This window comes from Novosphingobium ovatum (genome assembly GCF_009909235.1).
GTDB lineage: Bacteria > Pseudomonadota > Alphaproteobacteria > Sphingomonadales > Sphingomonadaceae > Novosphingobium > Novosphingobium ovatum.
The window spans coordinates 207,679-233,268 of sequence record NZ_JAAAPO010000004.1 but is presented as its reverse complement, the minus strand read 5'-3'; the positions used below and the strand labels follow the sequence as shown (position 1 = coordinate 233,268).

General features: G+C 65.0%; 19 protein-coding genes. 10 read left to right on the top strand and 9 right to left on the bottom strand.

Features of this window, described 5'->3' with window-relative positions:
* Nucleotides 1-256 precede the first annotated feature (256 nt).
* Entirely contained in the window at nt 257-2,557 is a 2,301-nt protein-coding gene (locus GTZ99_RS11125; protein ID WP_161718869.1) for a TonB-dependent receptor, read from the top strand.
* Nucleotides 2,557-4,008 (top strand): alkaline phosphatase family protein, encoded by a 1,452-nt coding sequence (locus GTZ99_RS11120; RefSeq protein ID WP_227711272.1) that lies wholly within the window; start codon nt 2,557-2,559, stop codon nt 4,006-4,008. The genes GTZ99_RS11125 and GTZ99_RS11120 overlap by 1 nt, the downstream gene beginning before the upstream one ends.
* 24 nt (nt 4,009-4,032) lie before the next feature.
* On the opposite strand, the gene nadB is transcribed toward GTZ99_RS11120, so the two are convergent.
* The 3 genes from nadB to GTZ99_RS11105 all read right to left on the bottom strand — a co-directional run bounded on the left by nadB (nt 4,033) and on the right by GTZ99_RS11105 (nt 8,555).
* A complete protein-coding gene (gene nadB, locus GTZ99_RS11115) occupies nt 4,033-5,625 on the bottom strand; it encodes an L-aspartate oxidase (RefSeq protein ID WP_161718867.1) in 1,593 nt (530 codons plus the stop codon).
* A 612-nt stretch (nt 5,626-6,237) separates the two neighbouring features.
* The gene (locus tag GTZ99_RS11110) at nt 6,238-7,212 is read right to left on the bottom strand and encodes an ABC transporter ATP-binding protein (protein ID WP_161718864.1); all 975 of its coding nucleotides are present in this window, start codon (nt 7,210-7,212) and stop codon (nt 6,238-6,240) included.
* A 68-nt stretch (nt 7,213-7,280) separates the two neighbouring features.
* Complete coding sequence (locus GTZ99_RS11105) at nt 7,281-8,555, bottom strand: glycosyltransferase (RefSeq protein WP_161718862.1); 1,275 nt, start codon at nt 8,553-8,555, stop codon at nt 7,281-7,283.
* Between the two features lie 242 nt (nt 8,556-8,797).
* On the opposite strand from GTZ99_RS11105, the gene GTZ99_RS11100 reads away from it, so the two are divergent.
* The 4 genes from GTZ99_RS11100 to GTZ99_RS16970 all read left to right on the top strand — a co-directional run bounded on the left by GTZ99_RS11100 (nt 8,798) and on the right by GTZ99_RS16970 (nt 11,199).
* Nucleotides 8,798-8,998, top strand: a complete 201-nt coding sequence (locus GTZ99_RS11100) for a zinc-finger domain-containing protein (RefSeq protein WP_161718860.1) — start codon at nt 8,798-8,800, stop codon at nt 8,996-8,998.
* Nucleotides 8,999-9,082: 84 nt separating this feature from the next.
* Complete coding sequence (gene tldD, locus GTZ99_RS11095) at nt 9,083-10,525, top strand: metalloprotease TldD (RefSeq protein WP_161718858.1); 1,443 nt, start codon at nt 9,083-9,085, stop codon at nt 10,523-10,525.
* A gap of 78 nt (nt 10,526-10,603) precedes the next feature.
* Entirely contained in the window at nt 10,604-11,047 is a 444-nt protein-coding gene (locus GTZ99_RS11090) for a hypothetical protein (RefSeq protein ID WP_227711271.1), read from the top strand.
* A 26-nt stretch (nt 11,048-11,073) separates the two neighbouring features.
* Entirely contained in the window at nt 11,074-11,199 is a 126-nt protein-coding gene (locus GTZ99_RS16970; protein WP_264960542.1) for a thioredoxin domain-containing protein, read from the top strand.
* Here GTZ99_RS16970 and GTZ99_RS11085 read toward each other — a convergent pair.
* Entirely contained in the window at nt 11,180-12,856 is a 1,677-nt protein-coding gene (locus GTZ99_RS11085; RefSeq protein ID WP_161718856.1) for a thiamine pyrophosphate-binding protein, read from the bottom strand. The genes GTZ99_RS16970 and GTZ99_RS11085 overlap by 20 nt on opposite strands.
* Nucleotides 12,857-13,251: 395 nt before the next feature.
* Here GTZ99_RS11085 and GTZ99_RS11075 point away from each other — a divergent pair, with 395 nt between their 5' ends.
* Entirely contained in the window at nt 13,252-14,013 is a 762-nt protein-coding gene (locus GTZ99_RS11075) for a hypothetical protein (protein ID WP_161718852.1), read from the top strand.
* Nucleotides 14,014-14,470: 457 nt separating this feature from the next.
* Here the strand turns inward: GTZ99_RS11075 and guaA are convergent, their stop codons facing one another.
* Nucleotides 14,471-16,030 carry a glutamine-hydrolyzing GMP synthase gene (guaA, locus tag GTZ99_RS11070; protein ID WP_161718837.1) on the bottom strand — a complete coding sequence of 520 codons (1,560 nt, stop codon included), beginning with the start codon at nt 16,028-16,030 and terminating at the stop codon, nt 14,471-14,473.
* A 480-nt stretch (nt 16,031-16,510) separates the two neighbouring features.
* Complete coding sequence (locus tag GTZ99_RS11065; protein ID WP_320076674.1) at nt 16,511-18,634, bottom strand: TonB-dependent receptor; 2,124 nt, start codon at nt 18,632-18,634, stop codon at nt 16,511-16,513.
* Nucleotides 18,635-18,901: 267 nt separating this feature from the next.
* Here GTZ99_RS11065 and gyrB point away from each other — a divergent pair, with 267 nt between their 5' ends.
* The 3 genes from gyrB (at nt 18,902) to GTZ99_RS11050 (ending at nt 22,116) form a co-directional block, all read left to right on the top strand.
* A complete protein-coding gene (gene gyrB, locus GTZ99_RS11060; protein WP_161718833.1) occupies nt 18,902-21,448 on the top strand; it encodes a DNA topoisomerase (ATP-hydrolyzing) subunit B in 2,547 nt (848 codons plus the stop codon).
* A 92-nt stretch (nt 21,449-21,540) separates the two neighbouring features.
* On the top strand, nt 21,541-21,795 hold the full coding sequence (locus GTZ99_RS11055; protein ID WP_161719221.1) for a hypothetical protein: 255 nt from the start codon (nt 21,541-21,543) through the stop codon (nt 21,793-21,795).
* A gap of 126 nt (nt 21,796-21,921) precedes the next feature.
* The gene (locus GTZ99_RS11050) at nt 21,922-22,116 is read left to right on the top strand and encodes a Flp family type IVb pilin (RefSeq protein WP_161718831.1); all 195 of its coding nucleotides are present in this window, start codon (nt 21,922-21,924) and stop codon (nt 22,114-22,116) included.
* 78 nt (nt 22,117-22,194) lie between these two features.
* Here GTZ99_RS11050 and GTZ99_RS11045 read toward each other — a convergent pair whose 3' ends face one another.
* The 3 genes from GTZ99_RS11045 to lgt all read right to left on the bottom strand — a co-directional run bounded on the left by GTZ99_RS11045 (nt 22,195) and on the right by lgt (nt 25,504).
* Complete coding sequence (locus GTZ99_RS11045) at nt 22,195-23,394, bottom strand: MFS transporter (RefSeq protein ID WP_161718829.1); 1,200 nt, start codon at nt 23,392-23,394, stop codon at nt 22,195-22,197.
* 146 nt (nt 23,395-23,540) lie between these two features.
* Complete coding sequence (locus tag GTZ99_RS11040; protein WP_161718827.1) at nt 23,541-24,614, bottom strand: class I SAM-dependent methyltransferase; 1,074 nt, start codon at nt 24,612-24,614, stop codon at nt 23,541-23,543.
* Entirely contained in the window at nt 24,614-25,504 is an 891-nt protein-coding gene (gene lgt / locus GTZ99_RS11035; RefSeq protein ID WP_161718825.1) for a prolipoprotein diacylglyceryl transferase, read from the bottom strand. The genes GTZ99_RS11040 and lgt overlap by 1 nt, the downstream gene beginning before the upstream one ends.
* Nucleotides 25,505-25,590 lie beyond the last annotated feature (86 nt).

Sequence of the window (25,590 nt, the reverse complement as noted above, 5' to 3'; positions counted from 1 at the left end):
AGCGCGCCAACAGCCCGCCCGGGCAATTGTGCGATGCACAAATTCACGCCCAGGTCCGGCCGGCGCGCCGCCAGGCCAACTTAACACAAACCACGGCCAATTGTCGGGTGACTTACCGCAACCCATTGGCTTTTCTATTGTAACCTGCCGGTCTTGAACCCGTCACGCCGCCGTAACCGCTCTGCCGCGCCGCAGTAACATCCCCGGTCTAGCGCCGCTCTGACCTTTTCGTCAGCGCAGCCACATGGGGGATATCATGCGCCGTTTTGCCACCGTCCTGCTTGCCGCCTCGGCCCTGATGCCGATCGCCGCCCACGCCGAAGCCGCCGAAGCGCCCGCCGCAGGGGCCGACATCAGCGCCACCGATGCCATTGTCGTCATCGGCCGGGGCGAGGCCCGTCAGGCCCAGACCATCACCGCCCGCGACATCGCGATCATGATCCCCGGCGTCAGCCCGATGAAGGCGATCGAGGCGCTGCCTTCGGTCAATTTCCAGTCGGCCGATCCGTTTGGTTCGTATGAATGGGCCCAGCGCGTCTCGATCCGCGGGTTCAACCAGAACCAGCTGGGCTTTACGCTGGATGGCGTGCCGCTGGGCGACGCGTCCTATGGCAATCTGAACGGCCTGCACATCAGCCGCGCGATCATCACCGACAATCTGGGCGCCACCCGCGTCTCGCAGGGGGCGGGCAATCTGGGCGCGCAGGCCACCAACAATCTGGGCGGCACGGTGGAATTCGCCAGCATGGATCCGGCCAGCCGCACCGGCATCGACACCGCCGCCACCTATGGCAGCTGGTCGGCCAAGCGCCTGTTCGTGCGCGCCAACATTGCCGCCGACAGCGGCGCGCGCGGCTTTGTCGCCTATGCCTATCAGAACACCGACAAGTGGAAGGGCTATGGCCAGCAGCGTCAGCACATGGTCAATGCCAAGGGCGTGCTGCCGCTGGGCGGGGCCGAACTGACCGGCTATTTCAGCTTCTCTGACCGCGCCGAAGTCGACTATCAGGACATGAGCCTGGAGATGCTGGGCCGTCTGGGTTACCGCTGGGACAACGTTTCGGGCGATTATGCCTATGCGGTGCGTCTGGCCGATATTGGCGCCAACAATGGCTATACCGGCGCGGTGTCGACCAACCCTTCGGCGGGCACGGCCTGGCCCTCGCCGATCACCAATGGCGATGATGCCTATTACTCGGGCGGCGGCCTGCGCCGTGACTATCTGGGCTATGTCGGATTGAAGGCGCCGATCGGCACCTTTACCGCCAGCATCAAGGGCTATTACCACGCCAACAACGGCCGTGGCCTCTGGTGGACCCCCTATGTCAACAGCCCCAACGGCGTGCCGATGGCGCTGCGCACCACCGAATACGCCATCAAGCGCGGCGGCGCCTTTGGCACGATCAACGGCGAAATCGGCGCGCACAAGCTGGAAGTGGGCGGCTGGATCGAAAGCAACGCCTTCAACCAGGCTCGCCGCTTTTACGCCGTGGCCAGCCGGACCGATCCGGGTCAGGGCCTGCTGGATTGGCCCAGCAACCCGTTCTACACCCAGTGGGAATACGCCTTCCACACCGACACGTTCCAATACCACGTCGAGGACAGCATCCGTCTGGGCGGCGTGACGGTCAATCTGGGCTGGAAGGGCTTTCAGGTGATCAACCGTTCTGCCCCGATCGTGCAGGGCTCGCAGGCCACCGGCCGGATCAGCAGCACCGACTGGTTCCAGCCCCATGTTGGCCTGACGTATAAGGTCGGCGCCCATGGCGAAGCCTTCGCCAGCTTCAGCCAGTCGACCCGCGCCTTTGTCGCGGCGGCCACCGGCTCCAGCCCGTTTGCCACGACGCAGGCCGGTTTTGCCTATCTGCAAGGCCGGTTGAAGCCGGAAAACTCGGACACCTATGAGGCCGGCTACCGCTTTGCCGATGGCCGCCTGAACGGCACCGTGGGCGCCTATCTGGTCAACTTCCACAACCGCCTGCTGGGCCTGTCGACGGGCGCTGGCATCATCGGCAATCCCACCGTGCTGCAAAACGTCGGCTCGGTGCGCTCGATGGGCATCGAGGCGCTGCTGAGCGCCAAGCTGGGCGGTGGCTTCACCGCGACCGGCTCCTATGCCTATAACGACAGCACCTATCGCAACAATGTCGTCACCTCGACCGGCGCGGTGATCGCCACGGCGGGCAAGACCACCGTCGACACCCCGCGCCACACCGCGCGGGCCGAAATGGCCTATGACAGCACGACGTGGTTTGGCCGGATCGCGGGCAATTACATGTCCAAGCGCTACTTCACCTATACCAACGGCCTGCGCAGCGACAGCGATGGTCTGGGCTATGTCGGTGGGCGCCTGCTGATCGATCTGGCGCTGGGCTACAAGGTCGCCACCAACTTCACCCCCAAGCCGATCGAACTGCAACTGAACATCGCGAACCTGTTCGACCGTCAGTATATCGCCTCGATCGGCACCAATGGCTTTGGCAGCGTGGGTGACAATCAGACGATGATGGTGGGCACGCCGCGCACCATCATGGCCAGCGTCAAGGCGGGCTTCTGATGCGCCGCGCCGCGCCTATCGCCACGGTCGCTGCCGCCCGCGGGCGGTATGCGCGGCGCGCCTGCCTGATGGCCGCGGCGGCCATGGTGCTGGCCAGCGTGGGGATCACCCCCGCGCTGGCCTCGCCGGCCCGCCGCGCGCCGGCCCGCCCGGCCGCATCGGCCGTCCATCCGGTGCTGTTGATCTCGATCGACGGGTTGCGCCCTGCCGATGTGGCACAGGCCGCCCAGCGCGGGCTGAACCTGCCCAACCTGCGCCGCTTCATCACCCAAGGCGCGTCGGCCACGGGCGTTGTGGGCGTGCTGCCCACCGTGACCTATCCCAGCCACACCACGCTGATCACCGGGGTCGCCCCGGCGCGCCATGGCGTGGTCAGCAACACCACCTTTGATCCCACGCAGATCAATCAGGAAGGCTGGTACTGGTACACCAGCGACATCACCCGCCCCACCTTGTGGGATGCGGCCCGCCGCGCCGGGCTGACCACCGCCAACGTGCATTGGCCGGTCAGCGTGGGGGCAAATGTGACCTATAACCTGCCGCAGATCTGGCGCACCGGCCATGGTGACGATGACAAGCTGGTGGCCAACCTGTCCACTCCCGGCCTGTTGGCGCAAATCGGCGCGCATGAGGGCCATTACGCCCCCGGCATCAACGAGGACATCGACGGCGACGAGACCCGTGGCCGCTATGCCGCGCGGTTGATCGCAACGCATCGTCCCGGGTTCATGACGGTGTACCTGACCGCGCTGGACCACAATCAGCATGTCCATGGCCCCGACAGCGCGCCCGCCCATGCGGTGCTGGAGCGCATCGACGCCATTGTCGGACGGCTGGTGGCAGCGCATATCGCCGCCCATCGCAATGGCGTGGTGGCGGTGGTGTCCGACCATGGCTTTGCCCCGGTGGACACGGCGCTCAACCTCTATCGCCCGTTTATCGATGCCGGGCTGATCCGCCTGTCGCCGCCCGATGCCACCGGCGCGGTCAAGGTGGCGGGCTGGGACGCGGTGCCATGGCCTTCGGGCGGGTCGATCGCGGTGGTGCTGGCCCGGCCAACGGACGCGGCCTTGCAGGCCCGCGTGCGCGACCTGCTGGCGCGGCTCAAGGCCGATCCAGCCAGCCGCATCGAGCGCGTTATTGAATCCGACGCCATCGCGCAGGGCGGGGGCAATCCCCAAGCCGCCTTTTACGTCAATCTGGGCAACGGGGTGATGGCCGCCCCATGGCGCGGACCTGGCATGCCGATGCTGTTCCCTTCGCCCTACAAGGGGATGCACGGCTATTTCCCGGATGACGTGCGGATGCGGTCCACCCTGTTGCTGATGGGCGCGGGCGTGCCACAGGGCCGCGATCTGGGCGTGGTGGACATGCGTCAAATCGCACCGACCATCGCCCGCCTGATGGGCACGCACCTGCCTGACGCCGAAGCCCCGGCGGTGCCGTTCTGATGCCAAGCGCGGTGCTGGCGGCCCTTAGGGCACCAGCACCGTGTCGCGCGGTTCGACATGGGTCGCCGGATAGTCCCGCGTATAGTGCAAACCCCGGCTTTCATGGCGTTTCAGCGCCGACTTGACGATCAGATCGGCGCTTTGCAGCAGGTTGCGCAGTTCGATCAGATCGGTCGTCACGCGGAAATGGCCGTAATAATCCTCGATCTCGTCAAACAACAGGGCGATGCGGTGGGCGGCGCGCTCCAGCCGCTTGGTCGTGCGCACGATCCCCACATAGTTCCACATGAACCGGCGGATCTCGGTCCAGTTCTGCTTGATGATCACCTCTTCGTCGGAATCGGCCACCCGGCTTTCATCCCATGCGCGGATCGCGGGCGGCGCGGTGAATTCATCCCAGCGCGCCAGTATGTCGGCCGCCGCCGCCTCGCCAAAGACAAAGCATTCCAGCAGGCTGTTCGAGGCCAGACGGTTGGCCCCATGCAGCCCGCTTTCGGCGCATTCCCCGGCGGCATACAGGCCCGGCAGATCGGTGTGGCCGTCCAGATCGGTGATGATCCCGCCGCAGGTGTAATGCTGGGCCGGAACAACCGGGATCGGCTGGCGCGTCATGTCGATGCCCAGCGCCAGCAGCTTTTCATAAATGGTCGGGAAATGCCCCCGCACGAAGTCTTCGGGCATGTGGCTGATGTCCAGATGGACGTAATCCAGCCCGAATTTCTTGATCTCGGCATCGATGGCGCGGGCAACGATGTCGCGCGGGGCCAGTTCCAGCCGCTCGTCATAAAACGGCATGAAGCGCTTGCCCGTGCGCGGGTTGATCAACTGCCCGCCCTCGCCACGCACCGCCTCGGTGATCAGGAAGTTCTTGACCTCCAGATTATACAGGCAGGTGGGGTGGAACTGCATCATCTCCATGTTCGAGACGCGCGCACCCGCCCGCCACGCCATGGCGATGCCGTCCCCGGTCGCGCCGCGCGGGGCGGTGCTGAACTGGTACACGCGCCCCGCCCCGCCCGTGGCCAGAATGGTGGCGCGGGCGGTGTGGGCCTCGACCCGGCCGGTCGCCTCGTCCAGGGCATAGACGCCCCACACCCGCCCCGACCCGGAATAGCGCATTTCATGGCGGCCATTGATCAGGTCAATGCAGGCCCGCCCCGGCAACAGGGTGATATTGGGGTGCGCCTCTGCCGCGGCCAACAATGCCGATTGCACCGCCCAGCCGGTCGCATCATCCACATGCACGATGCGGCGATGCGAATGCCCGCCTTCGCGCGTGAGGTGCAGCCCATTGCCCCCCTGCCCGTCGCTGGCGGTGTTGAACGGCACGCCCAGACCGATCAGCCGGTTGATCGCGTGCGGCGCGCGCTCGATCACGAATTCGACGGTTTCCTGCCGGTTCAACCCGGCGCCTGCCACCATCGTGTCGCGGATGTGGTCTTCAAACGTGTCGCCCGCGTCCAGCACGGCGGCGATCCCGCCCTGCGCCCATGCGGTCGATCCGCTGGTCAGATTGCCCTTGGCCAGCACCGTCACCTTCAGCCGATCGGCCAGCGTCAAGGCCGCCGTCAGCCCTGCCGCGCCCGACCCGACGATGATCACGTCAGCCTGGCTCATGCGCGGGCGCCCCGGCGCAAGGCAGGGCAAAACAGGCGAAACGGGGCGACAGAAGGAATCATTCCCGCTGCTTTGCCGATTGCTGACGATTTGAAAAGGGGGCGCGGCATCTCCAGACCCAGTTTGCCCCTCTGGCCGCTGCGCGGGGAAACGGCCCTTTCCAGTCGCGATAGGCAGTTTTGCGTATGCAATTTCGGGCAAACGCTGCACAAACAGCCCACTGCGGCATTGCCGCGCAAAGGTCTGTAATATAAATGGAATATGCAAACCCTATGATAGGGCTTGGGCTTTCCGCCCCCTCACTTGAACGGTTGTCATCATGCCCTTACGCGTTCTCTGCCTGTTTTCCCGACATTCGCCCAGACGGCGCAAAGTGCAATGGGATGGGCTGAATTTCATCGGTTATTGCCGCCGTTGCAACAAACCAATCCGGCGACTGGACAAAGGCCGCTGGGTATTTGACGATGTTGAAACCGATGAAGCCGGCCGCCGTCGTGGCGTAGCCTCTTCCATGTCTCCCCCCATCGCGGTCAAGCCGCAAGACTGATCCCGCGCGGGCGGCTGGCGACAGGCCGCCCTCGGGGCCAAGGCGCGCCAGAACCGCGCGCCCGATCAAACGGCCAGCGCCGCCTCACTCGTCAAGCGGACGAACACATCCTCCAGATCGGCCTCCCGCGTTGTCACATCGACAATGCCCAGCCCCTGCGCCTGCACCAGCGCCATGATCTCGCCCGCGTTGGTGCGGTCCTTGTTATAGGTGATCTCGATCTTCTGGTCGCCGCCCCGCACGCATTTGATGAAAGCGGGATGCGTCGGGCAAGCCTGCGGTTCGCGGTCCAGCGTCAGCACCACCACCTTTTCGCGCGCCATGTCCACCAATTCGCGGGTGGGCTTGTTGGCGATCAACGCACCATGGTTGATGATGGCGATGCGGTCGCACAATTGCTCGGCTTCCTCCAGGTAATGCGTGGTCAGCACCACGGTCACCCCCTCATCGTTCAGCCGCTTGACCAACTCCCACAACTGGCGGCGCAATTCGACGTCCACGCCCGCCGTCGGCTCGTCCAGCACCAGCACGGGGGGCTGATGCACCATCGCCTTGGCCACCAGCAGGCGGCGCTTCATGCCCCCCGACAGCGTGCGGGCATAGGCGCGCGCCTTGTCGGTCAGATGCACATCGGCCAGCAATTGGTCGGTCAGGCGCGCAGGCGGCGCGATACCATACAGACCGGCCTGGTTTTCCAGCACCTCATAGGGCGTAAAGAACGGGTCAAAGACGATTTCCTGCGGCACGATGCCGATGGCGCGGCTGGCGTTGCGGCGCTGGCGGTCAATGTCAAAGCCCCAGATCGACACCTCGCCGCTGGTTTTCATCACCATGCCCGCCATGATGTTGATCAGCGTGGATTTGCCCGCGCCATTGGGGCCCAGCAAGCCAAAGATCTGCCCCTGCGGCACATCGAAACTGACGCCCTTGAGCGCCAGCTTGCCCTCCTTGTCCGAACCGGGGCCACCAGAGGGCGCATAGCGCTTGACGACATTGCGGATCGAGATGGCGGCGTTTTCGCTGACAGGGGGCGTGCTCATGCCCCGGTGTTTAGGCCCCGATCGCACCGCTGGCAACCACCGCGCCACCGATCAGTTGCGGCAAACGATCAGGCCCGCACCACCGCCCGCACCCGTGCCAGCGCCGGCATCGGGCCCTGCGTCTGCGCCACCTGCCACCGCCCCTGACGGCGCTGGGCGGCGCGGGCCATGGCGGCGGGATACACATCGGCCAACAGGCGGTTAAAGGTGCGCTCCCAGCTAAAGCGTTCGACCACATGCGCGCGCGCCCGCGCGCCCATCGCGGCCGCGCCACCGGCCCACACCGCCTGCACATGCGCGGCCATCGCTTCGACGTCATCCACCGGCCCCAGATAGCCCAGCCCCGCCGGCACCCGCGCGGGCATGGCGCCACTGGCCACACCCACCACGGGCAGGCCAGCCGCCTGCGCCTCGATCACCGAAATGCCAAAGGTTTCATCCGCCATCGCCGAGACATAGATGTCCGAAGACGCCAGCGCCCGCGCCAGATAGCGCCGGTCATCGACAAAGCCGGGCAGCGCCACAGCCATGCCCCGCGTTTCGGCGATCAGGCGGTCGCGCAATTTGCCATCGCCAAACATCGCCAGCACCGCGCCCATCTGCGGCGGCAGGCGGCGGAACATCTCGATCAGGCGGTCTGCGCGCTTTTCATTGTCGATCCGCCCGGCATAGGTCAGCAGCGGCCCATGCGTTTCGGGCAGCCCCAGCGAGGCGCGAAAGCCCGGATCACGCCGCGCCGGGCTGAACAGATCGGTGTCCGCCCCCAGCGAGAGGACATCGACATGATCGATTCCCCACCCTGCCAATTGGTCCCGCACCGGCTGATTGAGGGCATACAGCCTGTCAAACGCGCCATAGGTCACCCCGGCATAGCCCACCGCCACCTTGCGCAAGGCATGGGCGACACGCCGGCCGAACAGGGCCTCACCCACGCGGTGGATGTGCACATTGGGGAAATCGGTGTGATAGCCGGCCACCAGCGTGCATTCGGGATGGGCATTGCGATAGCCGATCGCGGTCCAGGGCAGCACCCATGGGCACAGCGATTCGATCACATCGGGGCGATAGCGTTCCAGCACCGCCCGCACCGCCGCCGTGCGCAGGATAAAGCGATAGTTCGGGCTGCCCCGCACTTGCTTTGCCGCCACCTCGACCCAGATGTGGCGGCCGTTTTCCACCACGCGGTCCTCTGGTCCCGGCACGATCTGCAACAGGCGGTGGGGCGTGCGTTCCAGCACATGGCGGCGCTTTTCCCGCAGATAGGTGCTGACCCCACCGCCGCCCGTGGGGGCATAGCTTTGGGTCAGGTCACAGATCAGCAGATCATTGTGCAGTTTCGGCATACCACTATGGAGCCCGTCAAGTTTGCCAGCGTATTGCAGCATATTGCCTTATCGCAGCACCAGAACAGCGATCAGCGCAAATTTGTCGCAATTGGTATCGCCAACAGGAGTTGCGTCGATCTTGTCGCAAACCGGTACCAAACGATACATAAAAAACTTGCATGAACGCGCCGTTCGCCATCTTTGCGGTTCAGGGGCGCTGCGGACTGGAAATGGGGCAAACGCTTTGCTATCGGGCGGGCATGACCCAGACCCGAGAAACCGTTTCCGTCCACACCGCCCGCGTGTCCTGCGATGGCGCGGGTGACATCCGCAGCACCGCCGCCGTCAAGGCCGCCGCGCTGGGCCATCCGCGCGTCTATCTGGAAATCGACGAGCGCGGCTTTGTCGATTGCCCCTATTGCGACAAGCGTTTCGTGCTGGAAGGCGACGGCCACCACTGAGTCGGGTGAGACGGCGGGCAATTGGGCGGGCGTTGTAACGCGCCCGCCTGTTGCGCGGGACGACAGGGCGCTTATATCAGGCGCATGACCGCGTTGAATGACCCCCGCTCGCTGCTGTACCGCTCTGGCCAACTCTCCCCGGACGAGGCCACCGCGCTGGTCCGGCGCACGCTGTCGCGTTGTGACGATGGCGAACTGTTCCTGCAATTCACCGCGTCAGAGGCCTTTGGCTTTGACGATGGCCGGTTGAAGACCGCCGACTACAGCCGCGAATCGGGCTTTGGCCTGCGCGGCGTCTCGGGCGAGATGACCGGATTTGCCCATGCCAACGAGATTTCCGCCGCCGCCATCGCGCGGGCGGGCGAAACGCTCAGCCTGCTGGACCCGGCCACCGGGCCGCAGGCCGCGCCCCCGGCACGCACCAACCGGCACCTGTATACGGACGCCTCGCCGCTGGACGCGGTGGATTTTGCGACCAAGGTCGCCCTGCTGGAGCAGATCGACGCCGTTGCCCGCGCCCGCGATCCGCGTGTGGCACAGGTGTCGGCCAGCCTTGCGGCCAGTTGGTCGGTGGTGGAAATCGTGCGCGGCGACGCCGAACCAGTGCTGGATGTGCGCCCGCTGGTGCGGCTCAACGTCTCGATCGTGGCCGAAGCGAACGGGCGGCGCGAAACCGGCAGCTTTGGCATTGGCGGGCGCTATTTGTATGATGACCTGCTGAAACCCGAAACGTGGAACCGCGCGATTGACGTGGCGCTGGCGCAGGCGCTGACCAATCTGGAATCGGTGGCCGCGCCTGCGGGCGAAATGCCCGTGCTGTGCGGGCCCGGCTGGCCCGGCGTCTTGCTGCACGAGGCGGTGGGCCACGGGCTGGAGGGCGACTTCAACCGCAAGGGCACATCGGCCTTTGCCGGCCGCATCGGCCAGCGAGTCGCTGCCCCCGGCGTGACGGTGATCGACGATGGCAGCCTGCTGAACGCACAGGGTCAGGGGCGGCGCGGCTCACTCTCGGTCGATGATGAGGGCACCCCGACGCAGGAAAACATCCTGATCGAGGACGGCATCCTCAAAGGCTATATCCAGGACCGGTTGAACGCCCGTCTGATGGGGGTTGCCCCCACCGGCAATGGCCGCCGCGAATCCTATGCCCATGCGCCCATGCCGCGCATGACCAATACCTTTATGCGGGCGGGCCAAGATGACCCGGCCGAACTGCTCTCCCGCATGAAAAAGGGCATTTACGCCAAGAGTTTCGGCGGCGGGCAGGTGGACATCACCAGCGGCAAGTTCGTGTTCAGTTGCACCGAGGCCTATCTGGTCGAGGATGGCAAGATCGGCGCGCCGATCAAGGGCGCGACACTGATCGGCGACGGGCCCAGCGTGCTGACCCGCGTGATCGGCATCGGCAATGATCTGGAACTGGACGAAGGCGTGGGCGTGTGTGGCAAGGGCGGTCAATCCGTCCCCGCCGGTGTGGGCCAGCCCACCCTGTTGATCGAGGGGCTGACCGTGGGCGGCACGGGCTGAACAGTCATCCCCGGTTCATCAAACAGGGCGCAGCCTCGCCAACATTCGGGGGCGCAACGCAAGACAGGAGGAACGGCAATGGCCGCCACTATGTGCAAAATGCTGATCCCGGCGCTGCTCGGCGCCGTCGTGCTGTGGACCGCGCCCGCCAACGCGCGCGAACGCCTGACGCCCGAACAGGAACTGGCCAAGCTGATCAAGGACCGCGTCCCCGGAAAGCCGGTCGACTGCATTCAACTGACCGAAATCCGGTCAACCACGATCATCGACAAAACCGCCATCGTCTATGACGCGGGCAATGTGCTCTACGTCAACCGCCCCGCCTTCCCCGAAAGCCTGGGTTCGGATGACGTGCTGTTGACCAAGACGTGGAGCAACCAGTTGTGCCGGCTGGACATGGTGCAATTGCTGGACCGCAGCATGAACGGGTTTATGCGCGGGATGGTTGGGCTGAACGAATTCGTCCCCTATGCCCGCCCGCCCAAACCCGCACCAGCACCAGCCGCCCCGCCAGCCCAGTAAAAGGGGCCGATTGGGCGCTGGTGCCCATGGCGCCGAGCGATTCCAAGGGTGATGCCTATCTGGCGCTCAACCCGTTTGGCCGCATCCCCACCATCCCCCATGGGCCAGTGACACTGTATGAAACACAGGCGATCATGGCGAAGGCGGGGTAAACCAGCTGGCAAATTCGCCCAAGGCGGGGATGTCGCGCGCATGGGCAGCCGCGTCCAGGGCTGCATGCACCACCACCGGCCCGCCAGTTTGCGCGATGGCAAACGCCTGTTCCAGAACGTTTTCCAGCATGTCGGCCTGATCGACATACAGGCCGGAACAGCCCATCGCCTGCGCCAATCGGTCAAAGCGCATCCCCGCCCCCCAATACAGCGCGGGCAGGGCGGGGTCCACATTCAGGCGCTGGGCCATGCCCACCTCCAGCCCCCATTGGTGGTCCACACCCACCACACACACGATCGGCAAACGCAGCCGCGCGGCCACTTCCAGTTCGGCCAAATGGAACATCAACGCCGAATCGCCCGTCAGCACACTGGCCACCCGGCGGCCCCCCGTGGCCAACACCGCCCCCACCGCCATCGGCAGGCCAGTGCCCAGATGGCCCATGTTCTGGCTCCACAACACATCGCCCGGCAGACTGCCCCGCAGCGCCAGATCATACAGCGCCAGCGCGCCGCCATCGCGCACATGGATCGCGTTGGGCGGCATCGCATCGGCCACCGCCCGCACCAGACGCGCGGGATGCAGCGGCGAAGATGACGCGGCCAAAGCGGCTTCTTTTTGTTGTAGATGATAGCTATTTCGTGCCGCTATCCAGCCCGCAAGACCGGGGTGATCCCCCCGCCCCGTCAGCCCTTGCCGCAACGCCGGCACCGCCACGCGCAGATCCGCCACCAGCGCCGCGTCAATCCGCCGGTGGCGCCCGATGGTGGCCGCATCCGCCTCCACCTGCACCCACCGGCGCGCGGTGTGGCCCGCCGCCCAGTGCCGCCCCGTGCCAAAATGCAGCGTATCGCCCAATGCCGTGCCCAGCGCGATCACCAGATCGGCCGCGGCGATCACTTCGCGCGTCACGGCTGAAAAACCATAGGGAAAAGCGCGGGATTGCCCCGCCTCAGCCACCGCCGCGCCGCCCGGTGTCAGGATGATCGGCGCGCCCAGATGGCAGGCCAGATCGGCCACCGCTGCGCCCATCCGCGCGGTCTGCACGCCATGGCCCGACAGGATCACCGGGCATTGCGCCTGCGCGACCATATCGACAACCGCCTGAATATCGGGCATTTGCGCCTCTGTTACGGGCGGTTCCCAGACGGCGGGCTGGTCCCATGCCGCGCCTGTAATCTCGACATAGACAGGGCCGGGCGTGCCCTGGCGCATCGCGGCCAGTGCCTGTGTCAACACAGCGCCCAGATCCGCCCCCGATGTCGCGCGGCCCGCCCATTTGACGCAAGGCCGCGCCGCCGCCATCTGGCCAAATTGCTGAAATCGCCCCGTTTGTGCCGTTTCGTCCGACCCATCGCGGGCGCCCCCCAGAAACAGCACAGGCACATGTTCGGCCAAGGCATGGGCCATAGCTGGCAAGAGATTGGCCACCCCCGGCCCCATCGTCCCGACGCACAGGGCCGGGCGCCCGCTGATCCGCGCCGCGCCTTCGGCCATAAAGCCGCCGGCGGCTTCGTGGTGGGGGGCGACAACCGTCCAGCCTTGCGCACCAGCCGCCTGAAAAAGCGCGAAAAACTGTGGGTCCGGGATGCCGAACAGCGTGTCGATCCCAGCCGCCGCGCAGGCGCTGAGCACCACGTCCAGACCGCGGCTCACCGGTTGGCCCACCAGATCACGGCGGCCACCACCACTACCACCAGCGCCATTTTGGCCGCAAACGCCCAGATCAACCAGCGCGGTATGCCCTGCGATTTGCCCCCATCATCCATACCGCGCTGTTTAGCCTGCGGTGGCCCCGGTGCAAAGTGCAACAATCCAGTCACAGCCATTCCCCCGTTCCAAGCCAGCATCGCTTCGTCGCTATTGCGCTGGCCGGTTGGCGGTTCGTGGCGCATCCAGCATAGGACATTTTGTCTCAACCATATGAAAAATAGATATTTTCTACATTATAGGGATAATGGAAAGTTAACTTTTCACCACGAAAGGAAACTAATTTCAATATGCTAGATAGACGCATAAATACTTAATGACCGCATCAAAAAGGTGGAGACATGGCGATAAGCACAAAAAATATCGATGCATCGCTATCTCATAATTCACGAGATGATCGTCCGGCTTTTCAGTTCGACGTCGACATCATATTCCCTGATGAGATGCGTGTTCGCTACCTATCCTTCAATGATTACACCGCTTGGGGCCGCACCGAATGGCTCAAGAGTGTTTTTCACTTTTACGAAGAATATGGTTACAGTGAACAGGAGACCAATTTCGTCTCCACCGCAAATTCCGATTATGACGCGCTGATCATCGGCGGCAATGACGTCAACCGCATCGTCAAGGTGCTGCGCACCTATGCCCCGATCCTGCGTAACAAGCTGAAACTGTGCCTTTTGTCAAACACCACGCCGCCCAAGCGCGCGCGCGCCATCAGCGCCGGGTTTGACGATGCCATGGATATTGACCGCATCGCCCCGCGTGAGGCGACCTATCGCATCCGCGCGATGTGGAACCGTTATCTGCAATCTTTTCAACGTCATTCCGAAGAGCAGCAGCGCTTTCGCCGCTTGGCCCAGATTGCCGATGTTGCGCGTCTGACCGACCGGGAAAAAGAGATCCTGATCAATACAGTCGAAAGCAAAGAACAGAACATTTCCTATCGCAAAATCCGCAACCTGCTGGAAAGGCCGGGAACGGAAATCACCGACAAGCACATTCAAGTCATTGCCTGCGGCATGCGCAAGAAAATGGTCAATGGCTTTACGCTGAAATGCATCAACGGCTTTGGCTACAAGCTCCACACCTCCCAGAAATAGGAACATTCCGTCCTCTTTCTTAGAGCAATAACAAAAAAACAATACCTGGCCCAGGCCGACCTCATCCTCACACGCCCTCTGGCCTGGGCCGTCCTTTTTCCTGCCGCAGTCGCGCCGTTCCGCCGCCAGTCGGCAAAGGCCGCGCCGTGCCCGTCATCCGGAGTGCCGAATGCTCAAAATGCTGTGGTCGCAACTCAATCGTTTGCTCTATTGCCGCAGGGGCATCCACAAACGAAACAAGCGCCGAACACGGCATGACAACGTGCACCTGATGTCACGCTGCCTGCATTGCCAGACGCGGTTGTTTTATTGGCAACGTACCGGAACATGGAAAGACAGGCCCGAATTCGTGCCGGAAGGCTATCTTTTTCCGGAATAACGCCGGCAAGATCCGCTGACCACGCCGCCCCATGCAAAAAGGGGAGAACCACCGGCTCTCCCCTTTGTTATATTTGGATCATTCCCACTCGATCGTGCCGGGCGGCTTGCTGGTGTAGTCATAGACCACCCGGTTGATGCCCTTGACCTCGTTGATGATGCGGGTGGCGACGCGCGACAGGAATGCCGCGTCAAAGGGATAGATGTCCGCCGTCATGCCATCGGTGCTGGTCACGGCGCGCAGGGCGCACACATGGTCATAGGTGCGCCCATCGCCCATCACGCCCACGGTTTTCACCGGCAACAGCACGGCAAACGCCTGCCAGATGGCGTCATAGAGCCCCGCATTGCGGATTTCTTCCAGATAGATGGCGTCAGCCTTGCGCAGGACATCGGCCCGTTCGCGGCTGACCGCGCCGGGGATGCGGATCGCCAGACCCGGCCCGGGGAACGGGTGACGGCCGACGAACACATCGGGCAGGCCCAGTTCGCGGCCCAGATCGCGCACTTCGTCCTTGAACAATTCGCGCAAGGGCTCGACCAGCTGCATGTTCATGCGTTCGGGCAGGCCGCCAACATTGTGGTGGCTCTTGATCGTGACTGACGGGCCGCCGGTAAAGCTGACGCTCTCGATCACATCGGGGTAGAGCGTCCCCTGCGCCAGGAAGTCGGCGCCGCCGATCTTGCGGGCCTCGGCCTCGAACACGTCGATAAAGGTCTTGCCGATGAACTTGCGCTTGGCCTCGGGGTCGGTGACGCCCTCCAGGCCCTTCATGAACAGGGTGCTGGCATCGACATGCACCAGCGGGATGTTGAAATGGCCACGGAACAGGCTGACGACCTGCTCGCTCTCGCCCATGCGCATCAAGCCGTGGTCGACGTAAACACAGGTCAGCTGATCGCCGATCGCCTCGTGGATCAGCACGGCGGCCACGGCCGAGTCAACGCCGCCCGACAGGCCGCAGATCACGCGGGCACTGCCCACCTGCGCGCGGATTTCCTCGATCTTGGTCTTGCGGAATTCGGCCATCGTCCAATCGCCCGCCAGACCGCAGACGTGACGGACAAAGTTCTTCAGCAGCTTGCCGCCGTCGGGGGTATGCACCACCTCGGGGTGGAACTGCATGGCATAGATGCGGCGTTCGTCATTGGCGATGACGGCATAGGGCGCGCCCGGGCTGGCCGCGACAGGGCGGAAACCGGGGGCAAGGCTGGTCACCTTGTCGCCGTGGCTCATCCACACCTGATGCTTTTCACCGATGTTCCACAGCCCGTTGAACAGGGCGCAGGTGTCGTTGATCTCGATAAAGGCGCGGCCGAATTCACCGGCGTCACCCCCGGTCACCGCGCCGCCCAGTTGATGCATCAGCGATTGCTGGCCATAGCAGATGCCCAGAATCGGCAAGCCGCTGTCCAGAATGACCTGCGGAATGCGCGGGCCATTGGCGTCCAGCACGCTGGCGGGCGAACCCGACAGGATGATGCCCTTGGGCTGCATCCGTGCAAAGGCGGCCTCGGCCATGGTGAAAGGGGCGATTTCGGAATAGACGCCAGCCTCGCGCACACGGCGCGCGATCAGCTGGGTCACCTGGCTGCCGAAATCAACGATAAGGATGGAGTCGGAAGGCTGGACAGTCATGTCTGGCGGTTAGGGCCACGCGCGCGCCCTGTCCAGTGGGGAAAGGCGCGAAATATGGCGTTGCGGGGGCAGAATGGCGGCCATTTTCCGCTTGATCACAAAAGGCGGGATGGCCCGATCCCTGTCACACGCAAAGATACGCATAACTGTTGCGTTTTATGCAATCGCGATACACACCTTCGCAAGTGCAAAATCTACCATTTCGCTTATATTGCATATGCGAAAGCAAGGGCGCCATACGCAATCTGGCGTAGCTTCCTGCCCTTGCCCGATCAGGAGGAAAACAATGGACGTGACCCGTAATCTGGTGGCTCTGGCTGCCGCTTTCGGTGTCAGCGGCCTGCTCTTCGCCGCCACGCTGGTCTAAGACCCGCCGGCGGCCTCTAGAGGCCCTGACACTCCCCCACCCAGACAGAAGGGCGGTTTTGCTATGATGCAAAGCCGCCCTTCTCGCATATGCAGCATAGCCCTTGCGCGGCGTTACAGCGACACGCGCACACTCAACCGGAAGTCGCGCCCGGCCAGCGGGGCGTAATCCTTCATCAGCGAGGCATGGCGCCGCGCATCGACATTCAACAGATTGTTCGCCCCCAGCGTAATCGACACCGGACGCTGTTGCCCCCACGGCCGCCAGCCGATCTGGGCATTGACCATGGTATAGCCGGGCGTGGCGGTTTCATTGGCGGCGACACGGTTCTGGGCGGTGACGCGCTCCACCTCGGCGCGGATGTCCCATGCCGCGCTGGTCAGCTCCACCCCGCCCAGCAGGCGCAGCGGCGGGATGCGCGGCGCGGGGCCAACCCCGGTGATATCGGCCCAGACCGCGTCCGCCATGGCATCCGCCGCCAGACGCCACGCGCCAAAACGGGCGATGGTCGCCTTGCCCTGCAGCTCGAACCCGTAATAGCGCGCCGCGCCCTGCGCATAGGCATAGACCGGCAGGCCATCCTGCTGATCGCCCGTGGGCGTGTCATAGATGAAATTGGCAAACCAGCTATGGTACACCGAGGCCTCGAACGAAGCATCGCCATTGCCGCCGCGCAGGATCGCCTCGACACTGGTGGCGCGTTCGGTTTTCAGCCCGGTATCGCCCAGCTCATAGGACTGCGTCCCGGCGTGGGGGCCATTGGCAAACAGTTCCTCGGCCGAAGGGGCGCGTTCATTGCGCGACACATTCACCGCCAGTTTCCACAAAGGCGTCAATTGATACGCCGCCCCGCCCGAAAACGAGAGCGTGTCATAGCGGCGCGTGCCCGCCCAGAACTGCGGCTGGACATCGGTGGGCAGCGCGGTCAGGCTGCTGTGCTCGTACCGCGCGCCCGCCTCCAGCGTCAGATGGCCCAGCGCCACTTCCTGCACGGAAAACAGGCCCAATTGGCGGGTGGTGTTCTTGGGCAGGAAGGCCTCATCGCCCTGCACGTCAAAGTCACGCGCGACGAATTGCACGCCCGACGCCCCGCGCCAGCCCCCGCGCTGACGCTGAGACGCCTCAAACCGCGCCTCGGTGCCGTGGTTGAAGAAACGGGTGCCGATGGCGCCGGTGTCGTCCAGTTCAAAGTGGTGATAGGCCGCATTGCCCACCCGCAGCGCCAGCTTGTCAAACAGGCCGGTGGCGGGCTTGACCTCGGCGCGCAGGTCAACGCGGTCCTGCACCATGGCGATGCGGGGGGCCTCCTGATCCTGATCGGGCAGCGTGGCAAAACGCAGCGGCACGCCATACAGGCTGTCGGTATGGCTGTACGCGATGCCGATATTGCCGTGGTCGTTGACATAGGCCAGACCGCCGCCCACCGCCCAACTGCTGGCGGCCGAATTGGGCAGATGGCCCGACACATTGGCATTGGCGGCATAATCGATATCGGGATTGCCGGTGCCCGCCGCCGCCGTGGCCAAGGCCTGCGCGCGCAGGGCCGGCGTCATGGCATGGCCGGGGATCGCCTGATCGCCCGACACCTGGCGGCTGCCGTCGACATGGGCGACAAAGCCGCCGCCCAGCGGGGCCTCGGCAGAGCCAGCAAAGGAGCGTTCACGCGCCGCCGTGCCATAGGTGGCGATGGCGTCGACATGCACCGCCTCGTCCGGCACGCGGGTGGGGATGCGGCGGTCGATCACATTCACCACCCCGCCGATCGCCGCCGAACCATAGAGCAGCGACTGCGGCCCGCGCAGCACCTCGATCCGTTCGGCCAGCAGCGGGTTGACGGCAGGGGCATGGTCGGCCGACGTGTTCGACACGTCGATCGAGCCGATCCCATCGACCAGCAGCCGCACCCGTTCGCCCTGCATCCCGCGCAGCACCGGGCGCGAAGCGGTGGGGCCAAAGCTGGTGGCCGAGACGCCCGGCACATGCGCCAGCGTTTCCCCCACCGAGGCGCGCAGCACCTGATCCAGATGCGCCCCCGACAGCACCGCCACGCCCGAAAGCACATCCTGACGGCTGCGCGACAGGGCGCCGGTGACGACGATCTCGGCCGGGGCGGCGAGGTGGGCGGCATCAACAGGCGCGGGGGCGGGCGCGTCATCGGCATGGGCGGCCACCGGGGCCAGCGCGGCCAGGAACAGCGCCGGAATCAGCGGGCGGGAACGAAGGGGGCGAAGCGACACGGAGGACCTCATGGTTATTATGGCGCCACCCGAAGGGGCGGGCGGCCTATGGGCAAGGCCCTAGCCGGATCATAGGAATGATACAACATATCACGCCCGCCCTTTTTGCTGCATGGCAGCATTTTGCGACCAGCCGCCACCCCCGCGCGACAGATCGCACCCTTACCGCGCCAATCCCGCGCAAATATGCGCCTTTCCTGTGGATGCCGGAGCGTTCCGGCCGTAAAAGAGGTTCCTTTGCGCGGCGGCCTTGCCTATAGCCCGGGCATGTCCAGCAATAGCGAAACCACCCCCAACACCAACGCGTATGGCGCCGATTCGATCAAGGTCCTGAAGGGGCTGGACGCGGTACGCAAACGCCCCGGCATGTATATCGGTGACACCGACGACGGATCGGGCCTGCACCACATGGTGTTCGAGGTGTCGGACAACGCCATCGACGAGGCATTGGCCGGCCATTGCGATCTGGTGCTGATCGAGCTGAACCCGGATGGGTCGGTTTCGGTTGAGGATAACGGGCGCGGCATCCCCACCGGGCTGCACCCCGAAGAAGGCGTTTCGGCGGCCGAGGTCATCATGACCCAGCTGCACGCGGGCGGCAAGTTCGAGAACACCAGCGACGACAACGCCTACAAGGTCTCGGGCGGTCTGCATGGCGTGGGCGTCTCGGTGGTGAACGCGCTGTCGGAATGGCTGGAACTGACGATCTGGCGCGAAGGCAAAGAGCATTGGATGAAATTTGCCCATGGCGATGCCGTCGGCCCGCTGATCGTGCGTGGCGACGCGCCGATCGCGGTTGAGGGCGGCCGCAAGGGCAAGGTCAAGAACGGCACCCGCGTCACCTTCCTGGCCAGCGACGAGACGTTCAAGAATGTCACCGTCTATGACTTTGAAAAGCTGGAGCACCGCTACCGCGAACTGGCTTTCCTGAACAGCGGCGTGCGCATCCTGCTGCGCGACCTGCGCGGCGAAAGCGTCAAGGAACACGACCTCTATTACGAGGGCGGGATTGCCGCTTTCGTCAAATATCTGGACCGCAACAAGATCGCCCTGATGCCCGACCCTATCGCCATCACGGCGGACAAGGACGGGATCGGCATCGATGTCGCGCTGGAATGGAACGATTCCTATTACGAAAACGTCCTGTGCTTCACCAACAACATCCCTCAGCGTGACGGCGGCACCCATCTGGCCGCGTTCCGCGCCGCGCTGACCCGCACGCTGAACGGCTATGCCGACCGGTCGGGCATGTTGAAAAAGGAAAAGGTCACGCTGTCCGGTGAGGACATGCGCGAGGGCCTGACCGCGATCGTCTCGGTCAAGCTGCCCGATCCCAAGTTTTCCAGCCAGACCAAGGACAAGCTGGTCAGTTCCGAAGTGCGTCAGCCGCTCGAAGCTCTGATGGCCGACAAGATGACCGAATGGCTGGAGGAAAACCCCGCCCATGCCAAGCAGATCATCCAGAAGGTGATCGATGCCGCCGCCGCGCGCGAGGCCGCCAAGCGCGCCCGCGAACTGACCCGCCGCAAGGGCGTGATGGACATCGCCTCCCTGCCCGGCAAGCTGGCCGACTGTCAGGAGCGCGATCCCAGCAAATGCGAATTGTTCCTGGTCGAGGGTGATTCGGCAGGTGGATCGGCCAAGCAGGGCCGCGACCGCCATTATCAGGCGATCCTGCCGCTCAAGGGCAAGATCCTGAACGTGGAACGCGCCCGCTTTGACAGGATCATCGGGTCGAAGGAAGTGGGCACGCTGATCCAGGCGATGGGCACCGGCATCCGCGACGAGTTCAATCTGGACAAGCTGCGCTACCACAAGATCGTCATCATGACCGACGCTGACGTCGACGGCGCGCATATCCGCACGCTGCTGCTGACCTTCTTCCACCGCCAGATGCCCGACATCATCCGCGCCGGCCATTTGTTCATCGCCCAGCCCCCGCTGTACAAGGTGACCAAGGGCCGCAGCGAGGTCTATGTGAAGGACAATGCCGCGCTGGACCGCTATCTGGTCGAGGCAGGGCTGTCGGGCCGCATGCTGGAAACGGCGGGCGGCGCGCGCAGCGGGCCGGATCTGGAAAGCCTGGTCGAGCATGCGATGCGCCTGCGTGGCCTGATGGGCTTTGTCCCGCGCAAGTATAACCCCGCCGTGGTCGAGGCGATGGCGCTGGCCGGCGCGCTGGAGCATGGGCTGAGCGCGGACGAACGGCGCGCCGCCCTGACCCGCGCCGCCCAATGGCTGGGCCGCGCCGATACCGAGGCCAAGTGGTCCTCCGCCCTGACCGAGGACGGTCATGTCGAGTTCTATCGCACATGGCGCGGCGTGACCGATTACCACAAGATCGAGGCCGCTTTCCTGATCAGCGCCGAGGCGCGCAAGCTGGCCCGCATCGCGGCTGAAAACGCCGAGGTCTATGCCGCCCCCGCCCGCTTTGTCCGGGCCAGTGCGGCCGCGGTCGAGGTGGAAGTGGTGGAGGAACCCGCCGATGACACCGCCGAGGAAGCGCCCGTTGTCGCAGCCCGCCCGACCGCCAATGACGATCTGATCACCCGCCCCAGCCAGTTGCTGGACGCGGTGCTCTCGACCGGGCGCAAGGGGTTGGCGATCCAGCGCTACAAGGGGTTGGGCGAGATGAACGCCGAACAGCTGTGGGAGACCACGCTGGACCCGAACAACCGCGCCTTGTTGCAGGTCAAGGTGGAGGACGCCGACGTCACGGACGAGATCTTTACCCGCCTGATGGGTGATGTGGTCGAACCGCGCCGCGATTTCATTCAGGAAAACGCGCTGAACGTGGCCAATCTGGACGTCTGACGATGGGGCAAAAGGACGCGCCTGAGGGCAACGGCGGGCAGCCACGCGATTTCACCTCGATCGACGCCTATGTGACGCCGCCCGCGCCGGCCATGCGCCGCGCGGGGGTGGCCGACATCCCGTGGGATCAACCCGCGACGATGATCGATCTGGAAGGGCGCGCGCCGATCATCGGGACGATTCGCGACTGTGCGATGCATTTCGGTCTGTACAAGCCACATGCCAAGACTCAGGCGCGAATCTTGCTGACCAAACCGGTTCATCGTGCGGGAAGGGCGACTCGTACCTGGATTCTTGATCCCGAAGAGATCGCACAGCTGACCACCCGGTTAGAGTCAGAGGGCTGAAATATAAGGGTATTTGCTTATCTATATGGCCTTTATACGGGCAAAATTAAGAGCTTGGTAAGCGCATTCCGGCATTCCGTCCTCACTGATCGCTTGGGGGCAGATCTAACAGACCGGAGACCAAAGATGTTGAACTCGCTGAAAAGCCGCCTGGCCGGGCTGGCTGCCGATGATACCGGCGCCACGGCCATCGAATACGGGCTGATTGCCGCTCTGGTGGCGGTCGCCTCGATCACCGCGATGCGCGGTCTGGGCAACCAGCTCAAGACCACCTTCAACAGCACCTCGTCGGCAATGTCGGGCGCGAACGCTGCGGCGTAACGACCGGCGCGCCAGCGCGGCACACGAAAAGGGCGAGGCGGACTTGACCACCACCTCGCCCTTTTTCGTGTCCGGCGTTCAGGCCGGATCAGCCGCGCGGTGATAGGGCCCGAGGCAGGCCACCACCGCCACCACCGCCAGCAACCCCACCGCCGAGGCGATCAGCGCCAGATCGTAATTGCCGGTGGCATCCACGGTATAACCCACCAGCAACGGCCCCAGCGCGGCGCCTGCGGCAAACACGCCCAAAATCCAGCCATAGGTCGCGCCGTAATTCTCGATCCGCGCATAGCGCCCGGTAAAGAAGGCCAGCATGTCGACCTCTGCCCCGGCGGCAAGGCCCAGCATCAAGGCGGCGGGCAGCACCGGCCCATGCGCCCAGAGCAGCACGCAGGACAGCACCGGCAACGACAGGAACAGCGCCGCGACATAAGGCGCGTGGAACCGGTCGAACAGCCAGCCCACCGCCACCCGCGCGACGATCACCGCCACGCCCAGACTGGCCGCCATCGAGGCCGCCTGAACCGGCGCCATGCCGCGATCGACCAGCATCGGCACCAGATGGATGATCAAGCCCGCCACAATCAGCCCCAGCGCCGCGCCCACCGCCAGCAACAGCCATGTCGCGCGGTTGCGCTCGAACCGGCCTGAAACTCGGGCCGCACGGTCGGCGGCACGCAGTTCACGCGGGGTCATCAGGCTGACGGCAATGCCCCCCACCAGCGCCACGCCCGCCATGATCTGCGCCGCCGTGCGCCAGCCATGCGCCGCGATCACCGGGCCCAGCAATGCGGGCGCCAGCACCGCCGCGCTGCCCGTGCCCATCAACATCAGCCCCAGCGCCAGCCCGCGCGCCGCGTCAAACCGCGCCGAGACCGCCCGCGCCCAGATCGTGGGCGCCGTGCCACACCCCGCCAGCGACACCAGCAGCCACAGCGCGTACCATTCCACCACCGAATTGCCCGTATGGCTCAGCGCCACCAGCGCCAGCGGCATGGCGATATAGCTGGCCAGCGCGATGGGCCGCACGCCGATGCGATCGGCCAACAGCCCCACCACCGGCGCTGACAGGAAAATGCCCAATTGCTGGAACGTCGCCGCGCCCGAAACGGCGGCGCGGCTCCAGCCGAATTCGGCCTGTAGCGGTTTGACAAACAGGCCCAGCGAGTAAAACCCCATGCCCATTGTGCCCAGCGCCACCCCAAAGGCGGCGGCCAGCACCATCGGCCAGCCCATAGCGAATTCGCGCCGTCCGGCGCCTGTCAGCGATCCCGTCATGGCGCGCATGGTGTACCGCCTGATGCTGCAATGCAAGACGGCGCGCGAAAGGCGACGTTAACCTTTGGGCGCCCTGTTCGCCCTGCGGCAAAGCCGCCCCGGCGGCAGGCGGCAAAGCCACCCCGGCCGCTGGCGACAACCGCGCGTCAGGCGGCGGGTGGAAAGCCATGCGGCGCTGGCCAGCCGCCGCCAAACAGGCCCAGCACCTTGAACAAAGTCCCCATCTGGTCGGGCGCGGTCAAGCGGTGCAGGGCGCGGCCAACATCATCTGTGCGGTCAGGCGCGGCGGCGATCAAGGCGCGGGCGCGGTCCCCCATCCCCATCGCGGCCAGCCAGTCGCCTTGGGTCGCCAGCGGACATGCCCGCGCGCCCTGCGCCGTGGCGGCGTCAGCGGCGGTGGCAAAATCGACCAGCCACGTCAGGTCCGCGCTGCCCGGATCGGCAAAGGGATCGGCATGGGCATGCGCCCGCAAGGCTTGCAACGAAGAGCCCACCTGCGGCGTGGCGTGGCCATAGTCGATCACCAGCGCCGCGCCACCCTGCGCCGCCAGCCGCGCGCCGATCTGGCCCATGACGGCGGCCGCGGCGGGGCAGCTTTCCACGATGGTGCCGGCGGGCAGGTCGCGCCATTCGGGCCGCACCGCCGCGTCCATCGGCATGTTGCCCGCCACCGGCACAAACCGCGCGTCATCGGCCCGGCTGTCCAACCCGACCATGCGTTCGCGCCAGCCCTGCGGCGTGCGCACCAATTGGCGCAGCGGCAGCGCGTCCAGAAACTCGTTCGCGACCAACAGGATCGGCGCGTCATCGGGGATCGTGCCCAGATCATCGTGCCACACCGCATCGGGAAACAGCCCCGCCTGCGCCTGCCGCAACACCGGCGAGGTTTCGACAAAATGCACCCGAGGCCGCAGCCCAAACCGCGCCGCCACGCGCAAGGCATCGCGCGCCAGTGTGCCTCTGCCCGGCCCCGGCTCGACATACAGGACATCGGCAGGCGCCCCCGCCCGCCGCCACACATCGGCCAGCGCGATCCCCACCATCTCGCCAAACATTTGGCTGATTTCGGGCGCGGTGATGAAATCGCCCGCCGCCCCCAGCGGATCGCGCGCCGCGTAATAGGCCGCATTGGCCTGCGCCATCCACAGCGTGATCGGGATGGCCCCGTGATTGGCGATCAGGCGCCGGAACTGGGCGCCCAATGCGGTGTCGTCAGCCATCAGCCGACATTGGCCCCGCTGACCGGCACGCCCGCGCCCAATGCCGGGCGGGTCAGCGCACGCGCGATCAGCCACAGCCCCAGCGCGATCATCGGCACGCACAGCCATTGGCCCATCGACATATGGGTGGCGCGGGCAAAGGCCTCCAATTGCTGGTCCGGCTCACGATAGAATTCGACGATAAAGCGCGCCACGCCATAACCGGCCGCGAACACGCCCATCATCAGCCCCGGACGCCAGCGCGCCTGTGTGCGCCAGAACAGCACCATCAGCACCGCCAGCAACACCGCGCCCTCCAGACCCGCCTCGTACAGCTGGCTGGGGTGGCGGGGATATTGGCCCGCCGCCGGATCAGGGAACACCATCGCCCATGGCACATTGCTGTCGGTCACACGGCCCCACAGCTCACCATTGATGAAATTGGCCAGACGGCCCAGCAACAGCCCCACCGGCGCGCAGGGCGCCATATAGTCACACACCCGGATGAACGAGAGCCCGCCAGCCCGGCACACGCCCCAGATCGCCACAACCACGCCAATCAGCCCGCCATGGAACGACATCCCGCCTTCCCACAGTTTGAACAGGTCCAGCGGGTGGGTGAACAGGCTGGGCATGTAAAACAGCGCATAGCCCAGTCGCCCGCCCGCGATGATACCGATCGTGCACCACAGGAACAGGTCATCGACATGGCGTTGGGCCAGCGGGCTGCCGGCGCGGCGGATCATCCGGCCCATGTGCCAGAACCCGAACAGGATCCCCACCAGATAGGCCAGCGAGTAATAGCGCAGGGTGAAAAAACCCAGATCGATCCCGCGCTTGAGCCCCAGATCGGCCCACATCAGCGGGGGTTGCACAGCGCCGGTGGCAGCGGAAAGCAGATCGATCAGCATGGGCATCCTGCAAGGCATGAAAAGGGGCCGGTTCTTGCCGCCTTTGCCACAGCCATATGACAAAGGCCACACGGCAAACAGGGGCT